Source organism: Amycolatopsis sp. NPDC003676 (genome assembly GCF_053587275.1).
Window position 1 is genome coordinate 1 of record NZ_JBSFNS010000152.1, and the last position, 15,609, is coordinate 15,609.

Genomic DNA, 15,609 nt, shown 5'->3' on the forward strand with positions numbered 1-15,609 from the left:
GTGCTTGTCAAGGCGGGAAAGATGCCTTGACAAGCACCCCCAGACCGCAGGGACGCTTTATATCGGGGTGCGGGGGAGGGGCTGGGTGCCTCGATTGTTGGGTGCGTTTGCTGCGGTTCGTGAGTGGGCCGGGGCTTGCGCCCCAATGTGGCGTTGGGTGCGTCAGATGCACCGAACGCCACATTGGGTGCGTGGGATGCACCCAATGCGGCATTGGGGCGCGTTCTGGCGGGTGGTGGGCGGGTCCGTGAAGGGGCTCTTGAGGGAAGCTAAGTCCGTGAAGGAGCCTCTCACGGCACGGCACGGCACGGCACGGCACGGCACGGCACGGCACGGCACGGCACGGCACGGCACGGCACGGCACGGCGTGGTGCGGCGTGGTGCGGCGTGGTGCGGCGCGCGGAAGGTCGTGAGGGGAACCCTGAGGGAATCAGAGTCAGTGAGGGTGGCCCTCACGAACTCAGGGCCGCCGGGGGAGTTCCCTGGCGGCCCTTCTAAGTTGAGCTGTGGCCGGGGCGGCGCCTTGCGCAGCACCCCGGCCCGCAGCGGTCTAGCGGCCTTGCAGCGACTTCACGTTGTCGCCGAAGGTCCAACCCCTTGAGCCGTCCCAGTTGATTGACCAGTCCATCAGGCCCTTGAGGCCCGGGACGCTTTGGTAGGCCTGCGAAACCGAGCCGGGGTCCATGTAGCCGCCGCCTGCTCCTGGTTGGGCTGGGAGGCCGGGGACCTGTTTGTCGGCCGGGACGCGGATGGTGGTGCCTTGTACGGTGAGGCCCTTGTCCAGGCACTGCGTCTGGACCGTAAATCCTTGCACCGTTCCGGCTTCGTAGCTGTCTCCGGAGCAGCCGTACATGGAACCGTTGTAGTACTGCATGTTCAGCCACCACAGCTGGCCGTTGTCCACGTACTTCTTGATGATCGGCAGGTATGCGCCCCAGATCGAGCCGTAGGTGACCGAGCCGCCGGTGACGTATGCCGTTTCTGGGGCCATGGTCAGGCCGAAGCCGGAGGGCATTTGCGACAGGACGCCGTCGATGATGCGTTCCAAGTTCGCCTGCGAGGCGGACAACGTGTTGATGTCGCCGCTGCTCGACAAGCCCGTTTCGATGTCGATGTCTATTCCGTCGAAGTTGTACTTCTTCAGGATCGGCACGATGGTGCTGACGAACTTGTCGGCGACCGAGCTGGACGACAAATCGATGCCTGCTGCCGCGCCGCCGATGGACATCAGGATGGTGGCGCCGGCGTCTTTGGCCGCGCACATCTCGGCGGGCGTGGAGACCTTGACCGTGGCGTCCATGCCGTCTTCCCATTGCACGGTGCCGTCGGAGAGGATCACCGGGAAAGCGGCGTTGATGACGTTGTAGCCGTGGGCGGCCATGCTCGGGTCGTTGATCGGCACCCAGCCCATGCCGGGGTGGACGCCGTTCGAGGCTCCGTCCCAGTTTTCCCAGTAGCCCTGCAGTACTGAGCCCGACGGTCTCGGCTTGACCGCGCAGGTGTCCGATTGCGGTGCGGCGGTGGCTGAGGCGGGGGCGACTCCTGCTAGCGGCAGTGCGAGCAGGGCCGCGACTGCGGTCCCGAACCAGCGCGATTTCCGTCCGTTCATCACGGGCTCCCGTCCGAATAACGGTGTTGCCGCAACGGTAAGCGGCGGGCGAGGGGGATGCCTACCCCCGATCGTATGGTCTAGACAAATTCGCCCAAGGTGGTCTGGACAACCACAAAAAGAGACCAGCCGGGCACGAAGCGCCGTGCCCGGCTGGTCTGGGGGAACTAGGGAGAGATTACTGCGTCAGCAGGCCCCGCTGTCGGTCCAGACGGCCCAGGAACCGGGCGCACCCGGCTCAGCGCCGACGGAGTACCACGACGAGGTCCACTTGTGGCTCTTGTACGAGACGACATCGCCCGGACCGTAGAACTTGTTCGAGTCCCATGCCGTCACGCCGCCGCAGCCGCCCGGGTTGCCGCTGCCCACGGTGAGCGTGAAGTCCGCGGTGTGGGTGGCGTTCGCGCCGGTCGCGGTGATCGTGACCTTGCTGGTGCCGTTCGGCGTGCTGGCCGTCGTGGCGATCGTGACGGTCGCGGTGGCGCCGGACTGGACGGTCGCCGGGTTGAACGTCGCGGTGGCGCCCGAGGGCAGGCCGCTCGCGGTCAGCTTCACCGACTGCGCGTTGCCGTTGGTGATCTTGGTGGTCACCGTCGACGTGGCGGACTGTCCAGGCTGGACAGTCGCGGTCGAGGGCGACAGGCTGACCGAGAAGTCGTTGCCCGCGGGCGGGTTGCCGGTGCAGGTGGCCTCACCGGAGACCGCGGCGACCGAAACCGCGTCCCACGCCGCCTTGGTGGCGTTGAACTCGGTGCAGCTGCCCGGGAACAGGTCGACCGCCGCCTGCAGGGTGGCCTTGCGGGCCGCCTTGTGGTTCCAGGACGAGGTCTTGTGCAGCAGGCCGTTGTAGAAGATCTTGCCTGCCTTCTGGATGCCGATGCCGGTGATGCTGCTGTTGTTGCAGGTCGGGCTCGCCGGCTGGCCGTCGGTGGGCGAGGTGCCCTCGGACAGCAGGTAGAACCAGTGGTTCTGCGGGCCCGCGGCCGCGTGCACCTCGGTGTTCGGGATCGACGACGAGTAGCAGTTCGGGTCGCCCTCGCGGCTCGGGTCGTACATGTAGCGGATCGGGCCGTTGCCGACCAGGTTCACGCCCTCGCCGACGGTGAAGTCCGGGGTGTCGACCGGGTTGTTCGCGTAGAACTCGGTCAGCGCGCCGAACACGTCGCCGGTGGACTCGTTGAGGCCGCCGTTCTCGTTGCCCGAACCCGCGCCGCCCGGCGTGTTCTGGAAGATGCCGTGCCCGAACTCGTGGCCGGCCACGTCCATCGACGTCGCCTGGCGCTGGTTGTCCTGCGAGTGCCCGAAGTGGGTGGACGAGCCGTCCCAGTAGGCGTTGACGTCGTTCAGGCCGACTGAGGCCGGGAAACCGTTGCCGTTGCCGTCGATGCCGCTGCGGCCCAGCCAGTCCTTGAGCATGTTCCACTCGGTCTGCACCGTGTAGAGCACGTCGACGCAGCCGGTTTCGAGGTCGGTGCCCTGCCCGTTGCCCCAGTTGTTGCTGGACTTCGTGAACACCGAGCCGCCCTCGCGGCCGCAGCTGATGCCGGGCCGGGTCGAGTCGCGCATCGAGTACGAGCTGCCGGAGCCGCTCGTGTCGATGCTGACCTGGCCGGCGTAGTAGCTGTTGCCGTTGCCCGCCGCGGCGGGGGCCGCGGCGTTCGAAGCGGACTTGGCCGGGCTTTCGGCCTTCACGTCGTCGCGCTGGTCGAGGACCTTGCCGGTGGCGGCATCGACGAAGACGTGCAGGTTGCTCGGCGCCTTCGCGGTACGGCCCTTGACGACGACCTCGTAGGCCAGTTTCGGCTGTGCGCCGCCGAGAACGACCAGATCAGGCTTGCTCACCGTGCTCACGGTCGGCAGCTGGCCGCGGGCGACCGAAGCCGCGCGTGCCGCGTCGACAGTGGGCGTGGTGCCCACGGTGATCGCCGCGCCGTCCGCGGAGTCGGTGCCGCGCACGCGGCCCGTTCCGTCGGCGACGATCACCGCATCCCCGCCGACGACCCGCAGGCCGTCGTAGGTGCGCTCGTAGGAGTTGTAATACAGCCCGGCGTCGCCCAGGGTGGTGCTGACGCGGTGCAGGCTCTCGGCCGAGCTCTTGCGGAGCCCGACCGCGCCTGCGGCGGCGGCCCGGTCGGCGGCCGCGATCGCGGTCGCCTGGGGGTCTGCGGTGGGGTGGGCGGGGGCCGCGGATGCCGGGGTCACCGGCAGCGCGAGCAGGGAAAGGGCGAGACCGGCGACACTTGCGATGCCGGTGGCGAGCCCTCTTCTGGACGTCATCGACAGTCCTTTCGGGGTACACGATGGGGAAAAGCGCAACGCGTTGAGCTGGGCTGATCAGGCCGCGGACACCGTGAGTAAAAAAGCGCTCACGGGGGCGGTCAATGCGCTGAACGGACCAGCGGGACCCCGGGAGCGATCAGGACTATTCCGCTCAGGTGGCCCCGTAGCAGGGAAAACGCCGATTCGGGACGGGCCGGGCGACTTTCGTCGGTAGTTCCCGACAACCGGCCATTGGTAGGAGGACCGGAACCCGCTGGTGGTCCGCTTTCGCGCGTTCAGCCGCGGGCAACCGATCCGTCACGCTCCGGTGCCCACGCGGGCGCCCGCCGCGGCGGATCGGCCCGTAGGCTTGGCTGGTGAGCGAACAGTCTGAGTTTCCCGACGGCCAGTACCCCGAACGCCCGGTGGAGCGGCACAAGGGCCCGGTGGTGCTCCGGCGCGATCGGCGCGATCAGGGCAGCACCACCGATCAGCGGCTGCTCGATTCGCGGGGGCCGAGCGACTGGGTGCACACCGACCCGTGGCGCGTGCTGCGCATCCAGGCCGAGTTCGTCGAAGGGTTCGGTGCGCTGGCCGAGGTTCCGCGCGCGGTGACGGTGTTCGGTTCGGCGCGCACCAAGCGCGAACACCCGGAATACGAACTGGGCCGCAAGATCGGGGCCGCGCTCGCCGACGCCGGGTTCGCGGTGATGACCGGCGGCGGCCCCGGCGCGATGGAAGCGGTGAACCGCGGCGCGAACGAGGCGGGCGGGTTCTCCGTCGGGCTCGGCATCGAGCTGCCGTTCGAGCAGGGCCTGAACCCGTGGGTCGACCTCGGCGTGAACTTCCGGTATTTCTTCGCGCGCAAGACCATGTTCGTCAAGTATTCGCAGGCGTTCATCTGCCTTCCCGGCGGATTCGGCACGCTCGACGAACTGTTCGAGGCGCTCACGCTGGTCCAGACCAAGAAGGTCACGAAGTTCCCGGTGGTGCTCTTCGGCACCGAATACTGGGGCGGGCTGTACGACTGGATCGAGAAATCTGTTCTGGGCAGCGGGAAAATCGGCGAGAAGGACCTCGCTCTGCTGCATCTGACCGACGACATCGACGACGCCGTGCGCGTCGTGCAGGAGTCTTATCAGGCTTGGGAGGACACGCACTGATGCGGATCTGTGTGTTCTGCGGTTCGGCGCAGGGCTTTTCACCGGAGTACGCCGAAGCGGCGGCCGGCGTCGGAAAACTGCTGGCACAGCGGGGAATCGGCCTCGTCTACGGCGGCGCGAGCGTCGGCACCATGGGCGTGGTGGCCAACGCCGCGCTCGAGGCGGGCGGCGAAGTGGTCGGCGTGATCCCGGAAGTGCTGTCGGACGTGGAAATCGCGCACGGCGGCCTCACCGAATTGCACGTGGTCGCGGACATGCACCAGCGCAAGGCGAAAATGGCCGCGCTGTCAGACGCTTTCGTCGCGCTGCCCGGCGGCGTCGGCACCCTCGAGGAATTGTTCGAGGTGTGGACGTGGGCGCAGCTCGGCATCCACCGCAAGCCGATCGGACTGCTCGATGTCGCCGGGTATTACTCGCCGCTGGTGGCCTTCGCCGACCAGATGCTGGAGAAAGGATTCCTGCGGCCGGAGACGCGGGAGCTGATCAGTGTCGCTTCTGATGCCGACAAACTGGTCGACATCATGACCCGCTCGGTCGGATAACGCGTCAGGACGCTTTTTCGTCGGGCCGTTTGTGATAGGTGTCGACGTATTCCTGTCCGGACAGCTCGAGGATCGCGTACATGATCTCGTCGGTGACCGACCGGCGGATCGCTGAGGACGAGTCCTGGCCCTCGTAGCGCGAGAAGTCCAGCGGTTCGCCGAACCGGACCCGGATTTTGGCGGGGCGCGGGATTTTCGCGCCGTTCGGCTGGATGCCTTCGGTGCCGAACAACGCGACCGGAACAACCTTCGCCCCGGTGGACAGCGCGAGCGCGGCGACGCCGGTGTGCCCGCGGTGCAGCCGTCCGTCGAGCGAGCGGGTGCCCTCCGGGTAGATCGCGAACACGCCGCCGTCGGTGAGGACCTTGCGGCCCGCTTCGAGCGCGGCGAGCCCGGCCTGGGCGTTGCCGCGTTCGACCGGGATGTAGCCGAGCGCGTCGAGCGATTTCGCGATGAACCGGCCCTTGAGCCCCTTGCCGGTGAAGTACTCGGCCTTGCCGAGGAACCGGACCTGCCGCGGCGTGGTGAACGTGATCACACCGGTGTCCAGCGCCGCCCGGTGGTTGGAGGCGAGCAGGACCGGACCGTCCCCGGGAATGTTCTCCACGCCCTCGACCTTGGGCCGGTACAGCACGCGGACCAGCGGTCCGAGCACGAAACGGACGAGCAGCGTGAGCAAAGGTTCTCCCTCCGGAGGATCGGGCGCCGGTTCCAGCATGGCACGATCGCCTCCATGAGCTGGTTTCACCGTCGCACCTGGCAGGAGCCCGGGTGGAGCGCCGCGGACATCCTCGCCGCCAAACGCGGCCGGACCGTGTCGGTCGTGCTGCCGGCGCTGGACGAGGAGGAAACGGTCGCCGCGGTGGTCGCGTCGGTGCGCCCGCTGCTCGGCGGGGTCGTCGACGAGCTGGTGGTCGTCGACTCGGGTTCCACGGACGCGACCGTCGAGGTCGCCGCGGCCGCCGGGGCTCGCGTGGTGCGCCGCGAGGACGTCGTGCCGGAGCTGCCGCCGCGCCCCGGCAAGGGCGAGGTGCTGTGGCGCTCGCTGGCCGCGACGACCGGTGACGTGGTGGTGTTCCTCGACTCCGACCTGGTCGACCCGGACCCAGCGTTCGTGCCCTCGCTGCTCGGTCCGCTGCTCACCGAGGACGGCGTGCACCTGGTCAAGGGCTTCTACCGTCGCCCGCTGCGCCTGGAGAGCACCGGCGGCGGCCGGGTCACCGAGCTGCTGGCGCGACCGGTGTTGTCCGCGCTGCGCCCGGCGCTGGGCGAACTGGTGCAGCCGCTGGGCGGCGAGTACGCGGGCACGCGCGAGTTCCTGGAGTCGGTGCCGTTCGCTGGCGGGTACGGCGTGGAGATCGGCCTGCTGCTGGACGCCGAGGAGCGCTATGGCCTCGACGGGTTGGCGCAGGTCAACCTCGGCGTGCGGAAGCACCGCAACCGGTCGCTGCTGCAGCTCGGTGTGATGGCCCGGCAGATCCTCGGCACGGCGTTGGCCCGCTGCGGAATGCCGAGCGCGGAGGCGGCGCGGTTCACGCAGTTCGTGCAGGTGTCCGGGGAATGGGTGCCGGACGTGACGGAGGTGCCGGTGCTGGACCGGCCCCCGATGCGAGAGGTGCTGGCCGCCCGGCAGCCGTGACATCTGTCCACAGTGGACAGGGTGCACGTGCTTCATCGAGATGTCATCGCCGCGCGCTACGTTCCGGGGCCGATCCGATTCGACTCGCGGGGGCGATGGACGTGTTCAAAGACCTGCTGGATATCGGCACCTTGACCCGGCTGAAACGGCGTAATCTGCTCGCTCGGCAGCCGGACCGCAAGACCGTGCGGGTCTTCGTCGACGACGGCAGCCGGGACGGCTTCCCGGTCGGCTGGGCCGAGCTGGCTCCGCATCCTTATCACCGCCGCCCCGCGTGGCAGGCGGTCTACCGGAGCGTGCCCGGCGACGACTCCAGCTATTGGAGCGGCGGAATTGCCCGCCGGGCCGGGTACCAGCCGATGGATTACGGGGGAAGCGACGAGATCCGCTTGGCGATCGACGAGATCCTCACGCTCGCCCGGTGGGGCGACGTCCTGGCCGCCCGCGAGGTCCGTTCCGGCCGGACCGGGACCTACACCGCCGCGATGCACCCGGTGCAGGCCCAGTGGCTGGCCGGGCTCGACGCGCCGAAGGGGATCACTCATCTCGGCGGCGGACGGGTCCGGCTCACCAATATCGTCGTCGCGCTCTTCCGGGGTTCGCCGGAATCGCAGCCGCACGTCGACGCCCTTGATCGGTTCCACCTCGATCCGATGGACCCGCCGATCCAGCTCACCCGGGAAGCGTGAGCGCTAGTCGCCCTTCCTCGACGGTGAGGACCTGGTCGAATCCGGCGACGTGCTCCGGCCGGTGCGTCACCAGCACGACGGTTCCCCTCGCCTGCGCGAGAACTCGCGCCAGGACTTCGTCGCCGTGTGCGGGATCGAGTCCTTCCACCGGTTCGTCGAGGACCAGGACCGGCGGTGCGGCGAGGACGGCGCGGGCGAGGATCAGCCGTTGGCGTTGACCGCCGGAAAGAGCGCCGCCGTCTTGGCCGGTGTCTCGGTCCAGCGGGAGGTCGAAGCCCGCGGTTTCGCAGGCGGCGCGCAGGTCGTCGTCGGTGGCTTCCGGGTTGGCGAGCAGCAGGTTTTCGCGGACGGTCGTGGCGAAGACATGCGCGTCGGCGAGAGCTCCGGAGATGACGGCGGGATGCGGCCCGGTCACGGGACGGCCGTCGACGGTGATCGTGCCGGACGTAGGGGAGACGAAACCGAGCAGGACGTGCAGCAGGGTCGTTTTTCCGGCTCCGGACGGGCCGAGGATGCCCAGCCGGGTGCCGGGCGGCAGGTCGAGGTCGATGCCTTCGAGCGCGGCGCGGCGGCCGGGATGGCGGACGCCGACGTTGGTGAGCCGGAAATGCCCTGGGCCGGGGCTGGGTTCCGGGGCAGGTGCTGGGGCGGCTAGGACGGCGCGTACTCGGCTCAGCGAAGCCCGGATTTCGGGAGTGCGCTCGACGGCGGTGAGCAGCGGCAGGACCAGTTCGAACAGGGCCATCGTGGTCAGGGTGAGGGCGGCGGTGACTGGGATGCTTGCCGGACTGAGCAATGCGACTGCGGCGGTGGTCGCGAATTGCACGGCTGCTCCGGCGGCAGTGACCAGGGCTAGGCGGCGGCCGGTGCGACGGGAGTCCGCGGCTAGTTCCTGGATCACCTTGGCGGCGCGGTCTTTCTCGCGTTGTTCCCAGCCGTAGGCGATCAGTTCGTTGCGGCCGAGGACGAGTTCTACGGTGCGCTCGGCGAGTTCCTGCCGTCTCTCGGGTGTTTTTCCTTTGGGGAACATCAGGAACCCTGTTGCGAGCAGTCCGATGAGGACAACACCGGCGAGCTGAAGGTGTACCAGACCGGCGAAAATAACCACCGCGATACCGACGGTTCCCGCGACGACAGCCGGTAGCGCGAGCCGGAGAATGGCGTCCTGTACGGCGTCCACATCGGACACCAGGCGCGTGACCAGATCCGCGCCGGAGTGTTCGGCGACGCGGCGGGGGAGAAGGGCTTGGTACACCCGGGTCCGCAGGGAACCGAGGTAGCGGAGGACAACGTCGTGTCCGGCAAGGCGTTCGGCGTACCGGAGTCCGCCGCGCGCCAGGGCGAAAACCCGCACGGCGACGATCGCGAGCGTGAGCGCGGCGAGCGGCGGTTGTTCGGCGGCGCGCATGAGCAGCCAGGCCGCGGTGCCGGTCAGTCCGAGCCCGGCGAGTTCGGCGCCGACGGCGAGCAGGGTCGCGCGGACGAGTTTCATACTGTCACCCCGTGGTTGAGTTCGACCGTCCGCGACGCGAGCGCAGCCAGCGCCGGTCGGTGCGCGACCAGGACCGCGGTGCGGCCGGGCAGCAGTTCCCTCGCTCCTGCCAGCACGGTTGTTTCGGTGCGCGCGTCGAGGCGGGCGGTGGGTTCGTCCAGCAGGACCAGTCCGGCTTCGGTCCGGGACAAGGCGCGGGCCAGGCCGACGCGTTGACGTTGCCCGGCGGACAGTCCAGCGCCCAGTTCGCCGATCTGTGTCGCGTAGCCGTCGGGAAGGTCGGTGACGATGTCGTCGACCCGGCGTCCGCCGGTGTTTTCCTTGAGGGTGCCGCGAAACAGCGTCGGACGTTGCGGCAGCCACGCGGTGTCGCTCAGCCAGGACGAATGGTCGAGGGTTCGCAGGTCGACGCCGTCGATCAGGACCCGGCCGGAGGTCGGCTGCACGAAACCCAGCAGTACCGCGAGCAGGGTGGACTTGCCGGAACCGCTCGGTCCGACCAAGGCGAGGTGTTCGCCGGGGTGAATTGCCAGGTCCACTTCGGACAGCGCTCGGGTTTCGCCGTAATGCACGGAGACGCGGTCGAACACCACTTCCGGCGGGCCGACGCGACGGGTCTGCGTGCCGGATCGGCGGACTGCGGTCGGCACTGCCAGGATCTCTTTCAACGCGGTGAGTCCTTCGGTGGCGGCGTGGAACTTCGCTCCGGCCGCGCGCAGCGGTAAGTACGCCTCTGGGGCGAGAACCAGGATCAGCATCGCGGTGTGCGCGGTCATCGAGCCGGACAGCAGCCGGAATCCGATCGGTACCGCGACAAGTGCGATCGAGAGGGTGGCGACGAGTTCCAGCACCAGTGCGGAAAGGAAGGCGACCTTCAACGTCCGGATGGTGGCGTCGGCGTGCGCATCGGCCATCTCGCGCACGATGCGGGTCTGGGCCTGCGCGCGGCCGAACAACTTGAGCGTCGGCAAACCGCGGACGACGTCGAGGAAGTGCCCGCCCAGCCTGGTGAGGAGTGTCCACTGTGTACGCGCTTTCGTGTGCGCACCGATTAGCGCCCCGAAGATCGGGATCAGCGGAACGGTGGCGGTCACGATCAATGCGGAGGTCAGATCAGCGGTGAAAAGCCTTGCCAGTACGGCGATCGGAACCAGCACTGACAGGACCATCGCGGGCAGGTATCCGGCGAGATAGGTCGCGGTGGCATCGACGCCTTTGGTGATTCGGGTGGCCGTCGCGCCGGGGTTGCCGGTCGCGTCGAGCAACCGGCGACGCATGCCTGCTTGTGCCGAAGCCGTAAAGCGGCTGGTGAGCAGGCCCTGTCCGACGGCGAGCAGAATCCGCGCTCCGACGGCGACGAACAGGGCAATCGAAACGCCGCCGCCGGTGAGCAGGGTCGCCAGCCCGTCCGCCTGGACGAGCACGGTGACAGCGGTGACGACGCCCAGCACGGCGAGCGCCGCGAGGTAACCGCGGAGACCAGGCAGAGCGGGCATGACGAGACTCCTTCAGAAGTGCAGCAACGATTTCTCGTCGACCGGACGCCGATGCGCTCGCCAGGTCAGCCACTGCACAGCGACCAGCACAAGAAGCGCGGGTGCGGCGAACCAGCCGATCACCGCCGCCATGTCCGGCGTGGTGGCAGCCTGATCGACGGTCATGTGGTAGCCCGTCGTGGACGACAGGACGACTGGGAACCGCAGCACACCGACCAGCAATGCCGGGCAAGCGCTCAGCAGCATTGCGGCGGGCAGGGCCAACCGTGGCCGATTGAGTCCGAAAAGGATGGTCAGGTAAGCAGCGAAGGCGATTGCCACCACGACCAAGGCGGCCAAGGAACCGCCGGAGAAAGCTCCCCAAACCGTTGCTGCCACCAGGAAGACTCCGACCGGAGCCAGAAATGATCGAGTAAGCCGCCGAACCCGCCCGGCGATCTCCACCGGACCGCGCACCGCGAGGAAAACCAGTCCCTGCAAGCAGAACAGCGCGACGAACCCGAGCCCCCACAGCACCGCATAAGGATTGAAGAGCGCCAAAACGTCGTCGACCGGACGGCCTTGCGTGTCGAGTGGAAGCCCGCGCACGAGGTTGCCGAGGAACAACCCCCACGAGACCGCCGTGACCAGCGCGCCCGCGGCAATGGCGAACGTCCACCCGCGCCGGTTGCCCTCCGGATGCCGACTGCGCAACTGCACTGCCGCGGTGAACGTGACCAATCCCAGCAGCAACAACACCACCAGCACGTAAGCCCCGGCGAACACCCGCCCTTCCAGATGCGGGAACGCGCCGAACAGCACGCCGACCGCCGCGACCAGCCACACCTCGTTGGCCAGGAAGAACGGTCCCACGGCGCCAAGCACGCGCCGCTGTCCAGCCTCGTCGCCGGATCGGGAGAGCGCGGGCAGCAGCATCCCGACGCCGTAGTCGTAGCCAGCCAGCGCGAAGTAGCCGCCCAGCAGCAAACCGAGCACACCCCACCAGATCGTCACCACGGGTCACACTCCACTCAGGACAGGAAGCTCGGGTTCCACCGCCGCGACAGCCGGACCGCGTTTGGCGATCCGCGCCAGCAGCACCCAGTCGGCGATGGCCAGCACGACGAACAACAATGTGAAAGCGATGAAGGAGAACAGAATCTGCCCGCCGCTGACGTCGGCGACTGCGTCCGCGGTGCGCAGCTTGCCCCACACCAGCCACGGCTGACGGCCGATTTCGCGGACCAGCCAGCCCAGGATCGCGGCGACGAACGGCACCGCGATCCCCGGCACCATCAGGAAGAGCACCGGCCGCGCCCGCAGCAGCCGGTCACGGAACAACAGCAGCGTGCCGATCAGCGCAGCGAAGAATGCGAAGAAGCCGACATTGATCATCATCCCGAGCGGCAGCCCGACGGCCACCGAGCCCTTGAACTTGTCCGGCTGATACCCGGCGACCTCCGCGAACTGCGCGAACCCGGCCTGCACCACCAGCACGCTCCCGATCAGCGATGTCACGACGCCCATCCGCAGCGACCGGCGGAAGAAGTCGATCTCGCTGGTGCGCTTGAGAAAGTGGTACGCGCTGACCCCGGTCACGAAGAACCCGCCGGTCAGCAGCGCGGCCCCGATGACGTGCGGAAGCGACGCGACCAGCGCCGGGTTGGCGAACAACGCGCCGAAGTCGTCCAGGCGCAGCACGCCGTTCTCCATCCGCGAGCCCACCGGGTTCTGCAGGAAGGAGTTGGCGACCATGATGAACAGCGCCGAGGCGTACGCGGTCAGCGTGACCAGCCACAGCACCGCCAGATGCAGCCACTTGTTCATCCGGCCGCGGCCGAAGATCCACAATCCGAGGAACGTCGATTCGAGGAAGAACGCCACCAGCGTCTCGATCGCGAGCGGCGCGCCGAAAACGTCACCGGCGAACGCGGACAGCCCGGTCCAGGTCATCCCGAACTGGAATTCCATCACGATTCCGGTGACGATTCCGAGTGCGTAGTTGACCACGTACAGCCGGCCCCAGAACGCGGTCATCCGGTGCGGCTGGTCGCCGCCGCGGATCGTCGCGCGCGTCTGCATGATCGCCACCATGGTCACCAAACCCAAGGTGAGCAGCACGAACAGGAAGTGAAGCGAGGTGGTAGTCGCGAACTGGAGTCTCGCGATCGGCAGTGGGTCCATGCCGACGGAGCCTATACGTAGGATGGCTACCTGTAGCGGGCAAATCTATGAGATCGGGGTGATCTCAGGGTTTTTCCCGGACGGCCGCTCGGGCGGCGGAGATTAGCCTGCCAGGGACAAGATGAGTAGACTGCCGACCTATGAAAGCGGACACGTTGCGCGGACACCTCGACGCGTTGCTGCTCGCCGTCCTCGACGGCCGCAAGCTGCACGGTTACGCGATCATCGAGGCGCTGTCGCTGCGCAGCGACGGAGTGCTCGACCTGCCCACCGGCACGGTGTACCCGGCATTGCGCCGGCTCGAGCGCGCCGGCTGGCTGGCGAGCGAATGGGACGTGGTGTCCGGCCGCAAGCGGCGCACTTACCGGCTCACTCGCGCCGGGCAGCAGGCGCTGGCCGCGGAACGGTCGCAGTGGCGGGAGTTCACCACGGTGATCGGCGGGGTGCTGGAACCATGACCACGACAAGCCGGGCCACGACCAGCCCGATCGACGGCTACCTGGCCGAGTTGGACCGGGTGCTGGTCGGCCGCCGCGGCACGAAGGCGGACCTGCTCGCCGAAGCCCGCGACGGCCTGCGGGACGCGGCCGAGGCGTACCGCGAGGGCGGCTGGAGCGAGACGGAAGCGCAGCGTCGTGCGGTAGCGGATTTCGGCCACGTACGCGAGGTTGCCGGTGACTACCAAGCGGAACTGAGCGTGCACAACGGCGTGCGGACGTTGTGGCTGCTGGTCCTCGGCGTGCCCGCGATGCAGGCGTCGTGGGAGCTGGCGCGCATCTTCACCTACGGGTCGTGGTCGCGGCTGACCACCCCGAACCCCGGCTGGTACCCGTACGTCACGCAACTCACCCACGCCGCGCTCTACGCCGTGCCCGTCCTGGGCCTTCTCGCCCTGCTCAGCACAAGGCTGCTGAGCCGCCGCTTCGGCGGGGTGCGCACGGCCAGCGTCTGCCGGGTGCTGGCCGCGATCGCGGTGGGCCTCAACCTGTTCTCGATCCTGCTCCTGATCGGAGCGACCAGCGTGGTCGACGCGGCGCGCCTGTTCCTCAGCGGTCCGTGCGGTCTGCTGATGGTCTCGTGGGTGGTCCTGTCGTTCCGACTTGTCGTGCTAGCGCGACGTTCCTGGGGACGGTGTGCCACGATCGTCGCGTGACGACCGCGCTGATCTACCTCGTAGTCATGCTGCTGGTGGCCGCCGTGGTGTTCCTCCTGGCCGCTGTGGTGTTCGGCCGAGGCGAGGAACTGGCGCCGCTGCCGCCCGGCAGCTCGCCCACGCGCCTGCCCGCCGAGGACATCACCGGCGAGGACGTCCGGCAGGTGCGCTTCCAGCTCGTGTTCCGCGGGTACAAGATGTCCGAAGTGGACTGGGTGCTGCGGCGGACCGGCGTTGAACTGGACGAACTGCGCGAACGGGTCGCCCGTCTCGAAGCCGCGCAGCAACCGCGCGAAGCGGCGCACCGGAGGCCCGCAGGTGAGTGATCTGGTGCTGTCGGTAGACGTCGCGGCACCGGCTGGCACGACCTGGCTAGCGCTCACCGACTGGGCCCGCCAAGGCGAGTGGATGCTGGGCACGCAGGTGCGGGTCGTCGAAGGCAACGGCCGCAGCGTCGGCTCGAAGCTGTCGGCCTTCACCGGCTTCGGCGGCATCGGTTTCACCGACACCATGGAAATCACCACCTGGGAACCGCCCCTGCGCTGCACCGTGCGCCACCTGGGCAGCCTCGTGCAGGGAACCGGCGTCTTCCAGGTCTTGTCCAAGGGCGCCGGCAACTGCACCTTCGTGTGGGCCGAACACCTCAAACTGCCGTTCGGCCTGCTAGGCCGCGCAGGCTGGCCCCTGGCGCGCCCAGCGTTCGCGCTCGGCGTGCGCCATTCGCTGCGCCAGTTCGCGAGGTTCGCGGAGAACTATTCAATGGGGGAACAATGACGGAACTATTGGGCGAAGACGGCATCGCCCGCTGCAGCTGGGGCAACTCAGCCCCCGACTACGCGACGTACCACGACGAGGAGTGGGGCGTCCCGCTCCACGGCGAGGCCGAGCTGTACGAACGCCTGTGCCTAGAGTCGTTCCAGTCCGGACTGTCCTGGATCACCATCCTGCGCAAGCGCGAAAACTTCCGAAAAGCCTTCCGGGGTTTCGTGCCGGAGAAGGTCGCGCGCTTTGGCGAGAAGGACGTCGAACGCCTGATGCAGGACGCCGGAATCGTCCGCAACCGCGCGAAAATCGAAGCGGCGGTGAAGAACGCCCGCGCAGTGGCAGACCTGGACATCCCGCTGGACAAGCTGCTGTGGTCCTTCGCCCCAACGAAGCACCGCCGCCCCCGCACCATGGCTGACGTACCCGCGATCACCGACGAGTCGAAGGCAATGGCCAAGGACCTGAAGAAACGCGGCTTCGCCTTCCTGGGCCCCACCACCTGCTACGCCCTGATGCAAGCCACCGGCATGGTCGACGACCACGTAAAGGGCTGCTTCCGCGCAGCCTGACCAGGTACGTGAGGGGAACCCTGAGGGAACCAGATTCCCTCAGGGTTCCCCTCACGTCCCTAAAACCGCA

At 68.2% G+C, this 15,609-nt stretch carries 16 protein-coding genes; 9 read left to right on the forward strand and 7 right to left on the reverse strand.

Annotation, left to right across the window (positions count from 1 at the left end):
• Window positions 1-550 precede the first annotated feature (550 nt).
• Both ACWDNU_RS41530 and ACWDNU_RS41535 read right to left on the reverse strand, forming a co-directional pair.
• Window positions 551-1,609, reverse strand: coding sequence for a chitinase (locus ACWDNU_RS41530; RefSeq protein WP_370940294.1), 1,059 nt, complete (start codon window positions 1,607-1,609; stop codon window positions 551-553).
• 186 nt (window positions 1,610-1,795) lie between these two features.
• Window positions 1,796-3,886, reverse strand: a complete 2,091-nt coding sequence (locus ACWDNU_RS41535) for a M4 family metallopeptidase (RefSeq protein WP_449672883.1) — start codon at window positions 3,884-3,886, stop codon at window positions 1,796-1,798.
• A gap of 359 nt (window positions 3,887-4,245) precedes the next feature.
• On the opposite strand from ACWDNU_RS41535, the gene ACWDNU_RS41540 reads away from it, so the two are divergent.
• Window positions 4,246-5,031 (forward strand): LOG family protein, encoded by a 786-nt coding sequence (locus tag ACWDNU_RS41540; protein ID WP_370940292.1) that lies wholly within the window; start codon window positions 4,246-4,248, stop codon window positions 5,029-5,031.
• Window positions 5,031-5,573 (forward strand): LOG family protein, encoded by a 543-nt coding sequence (locus tag ACWDNU_RS41545; protein ID WP_370940291.1) that lies wholly within the window; start codon window positions 5,031-5,033, stop codon window positions 5,571-5,573. Before ACWDNU_RS41540 ends, ACWDNU_RS41545 begins: the two co-directional genes overlap by 1 nt.
• A 4-nt stretch (window positions 5,574-5,577) precedes the next feature.
• On the opposite strand, the gene ACWDNU_RS41550 is transcribed toward ACWDNU_RS41545, so the two are convergent.
• Window positions 5,578-6,252: a lysophospholipid acyltransferase family protein gene (locus tag ACWDNU_RS41550; RefSeq protein WP_344288674.1), complete on the reverse strand. Its 675-nt coding sequence runs from the start codon at window positions 6,250-6,252 to the stop codon at window positions 5,578-5,580.
• A 54-nt stretch (window positions 6,253-6,306) separates the two neighbouring features.
• Between ACWDNU_RS41550 and ACWDNU_RS41555 the strand changes: the two genes are divergently transcribed.
• Window positions 6,307-7,212 carry a glucosyl-3-phosphoglycerate synthase gene (locus tag ACWDNU_RS41555; RefSeq protein ID WP_370940290.1) on the forward strand — a complete coding sequence of 302 codons (906 nt, stop codon included), beginning with the start codon at window positions 6,307-6,309 and terminating at the stop codon, window positions 7,210-7,212.
• 95 nt (window positions 7,213-7,307) lie between these two features.
• Window positions 7,308-7,901 (forward strand): hypothetical protein, encoded by a 594-nt coding sequence (locus tag ACWDNU_RS41560; RefSeq protein WP_449672884.1) that lies wholly within the window; start codon window positions 7,308-7,310, stop codon window positions 7,899-7,901.
• Here ACWDNU_RS41560 and cydC read toward each other — a convergent pair.
• Genes cydC through ACWDNU_RS41580 form a run of 4 tightly spaced genes read right to left on the reverse strand, consistent with a single transcriptional unit; the run spans window position 7,885 to window position 13,052 of the window.
• The gene (gene cydC / locus ACWDNU_RS41565; protein WP_449672885.1) at window positions 7,885-9,393 is read right to left on the reverse strand and encodes a thiol reductant ABC exporter subunit CydC; all 1,509 of its coding nucleotides are present in this window, start codon (window positions 9,391-9,393) and stop codon (window positions 7,885-7,887) included. The genes ACWDNU_RS41560 and cydC overlap by 17 nt on opposite strands.
• On the reverse strand, window positions 9,390-10,889 hold the full coding sequence (cydD, locus tag ACWDNU_RS41570; RefSeq protein ID WP_449672886.1) for a thiol reductant ABC exporter subunit CydD: 1,500 nt from the start codon (window positions 10,887-10,889) through the stop codon (window positions 9,390-9,392). Before cydD ends, cydC begins: the two co-directional genes overlap by 4 nt.
• A 12-nt stretch (window positions 10,890-10,901) precedes the next feature.
• Entirely contained in the window at window positions 10,902-11,885 is a 984-nt protein-coding gene (locus tag ACWDNU_RS41575; RefSeq protein ID WP_449672887.1) for a cytochrome d ubiquinol oxidase subunit II, read from the reverse strand.
• A 3-nt stretch (window positions 11,886-11,888) separates the two neighbouring features.
• Window positions 11,889-13,052 carry a cytochrome ubiquinol oxidase subunit I gene (locus ACWDNU_RS41580; protein ID WP_449672888.1) on the reverse strand — a complete coding sequence of 388 codons (1,164 nt, stop codon included), beginning with the start codon at window positions 13,050-13,052 and terminating at the stop codon, window positions 11,889-11,891.
• A 140-nt stretch (window positions 13,053-13,192) separates the two neighbouring features.
• On the opposite strand from ACWDNU_RS41580, the gene ACWDNU_RS41585 reads away from it, so the two are divergent.
• The 5 genes from ACWDNU_RS41585 to ACWDNU_RS41605 are packed head-to-tail and all read left to right on the forward strand — an operon-like array spanning window position 13,193 to window position 15,539.
• Window positions 13,193-13,510 carry a helix-turn-helix transcriptional regulator gene (locus ACWDNU_RS41585; protein WP_449672889.1) on the forward strand — a complete coding sequence of 106 codons (318 nt, stop codon included), beginning with the start codon at window positions 13,193-13,195 and terminating at the stop codon, window positions 13,508-13,510.
• Window positions 13,507-14,205, forward strand: coding sequence for a permease prefix domain 1-containing protein (locus ACWDNU_RS41590; protein ID WP_449672890.1), 699 nt, complete (start codon window positions 13,507-13,509; stop codon window positions 14,203-14,205). Before ACWDNU_RS41585 ends, ACWDNU_RS41590 begins: the two co-directional genes overlap by 4 nt.
• Window positions 14,202-14,531 (forward strand): DivIVA domain-containing protein, encoded by a 330-nt coding sequence (locus tag ACWDNU_RS41595; RefSeq protein ID WP_182894391.1) that lies wholly within the window; start codon window positions 14,202-14,204, stop codon window positions 14,529-14,531. The genes ACWDNU_RS41590 and ACWDNU_RS41595 overlap by 4 nt, the downstream gene beginning before the upstream one ends.
• Window positions 14,524-14,979 carry an SRPBCC family protein gene (locus tag ACWDNU_RS41600; protein WP_449672891.1) on the forward strand — a complete coding sequence of 152 codons (456 nt, stop codon included), beginning with the start codon at window positions 14,524-14,526 and terminating at the stop codon, window positions 14,977-14,979. The genes ACWDNU_RS41595 and ACWDNU_RS41600 overlap by 8 nt, the downstream gene beginning before the upstream one ends.
• Window positions 14,976-15,539, forward strand: coding sequence for a DNA-3-methyladenine glycosylase I (locus tag ACWDNU_RS41605; RefSeq protein WP_449672892.1), 564 nt, complete (start codon window positions 14,976-14,978; stop codon window positions 15,537-15,539). Before ACWDNU_RS41600 ends, ACWDNU_RS41605 begins: the two co-directional genes overlap by 4 nt.
• The last annotated feature ends 70 nt before the right edge of the window (window positions 15,540-15,609 follow it).

Excerpts from the sequence above, each read along its gene's own strand:
- ACWDNU_RS41590 (WP_449672890.1), top strand. The coding sequence starts at position 13,507 with ATGACCACGACAAGCCGGGCCACGACCAGCCCGATCGACGGCTACCTG.
- ACWDNU_RS41535 (WP_449672883.1), bottom strand. The coding sequence starts at position 3,886 with ATGACGTCCAGAAGAGGGCTCGCCACCGGCATCGCAAGTGTCGCCGGT.
- ACWDNU_RS41530 (WP_370940294.1), bottom strand. The coding sequence starts at position 1,609 with ATGAACGGACGGAAATCGCGCTGGTTCGGGACCGCAGTCGCGGCCCTG.
- ACWDNU_RS41585 (WP_449672889.1), top strand. The coding sequence starts at position 13,193 with ATGAAAGCGGACACGTTGCGCGGACACCTCGACGCGTTGCTGCTCGCC.
- ACWDNU_RS41555 (WP_370940290.1), top strand. The coding sequence starts at position 6,307 with ATGAGCTGGTTTCACCGTCGCACCTGGCAGGAGCCCGGGTGGAGCGCC.
- ACWDNU_RS41605 (WP_449672892.1), top strand. The coding sequence starts at position 14,976 with ATGACGGAACTATTGGGCGAAGACGGCATCGCCCGCTGCAGCTGGGGC.
- cydC (WP_449672885.1), bottom strand. The coding sequence starts at position 9,393 with ATGAAACTCGTCCGCGCGACCCTGCTCGCCGTCGGCGCCGAACTCGCC.
- ACWDNU_RS41560 (WP_449672884.1), top strand. The coding sequence starts at position 7,308 with ATGGACGTGTTCAAAGACCTGCTGGATATCGGCACCTTGACCCGGCTG.
- cydD (WP_449672886.1), bottom strand. The coding sequence starts at position 10,889 with ATGCCCGCTCTGCCTGGTCTCCGCGGTTACCTCGCGGCGCTCGCCGTG.
- ACWDNU_RS41545 (WP_370940291.1), top strand. The coding sequence starts at position 5,031 with ATGCGGATCTGTGTGTTCTGCGGTTCGGCGCAGGGCTTTTCACCGGAG.
- ACWDNU_RS41580 (WP_449672888.1), bottom strand. The coding sequence starts at position 13,052 with ATGGACCCACTGCCGATCGCGAGACTCCAGTTCGCGACTACCACCTCG.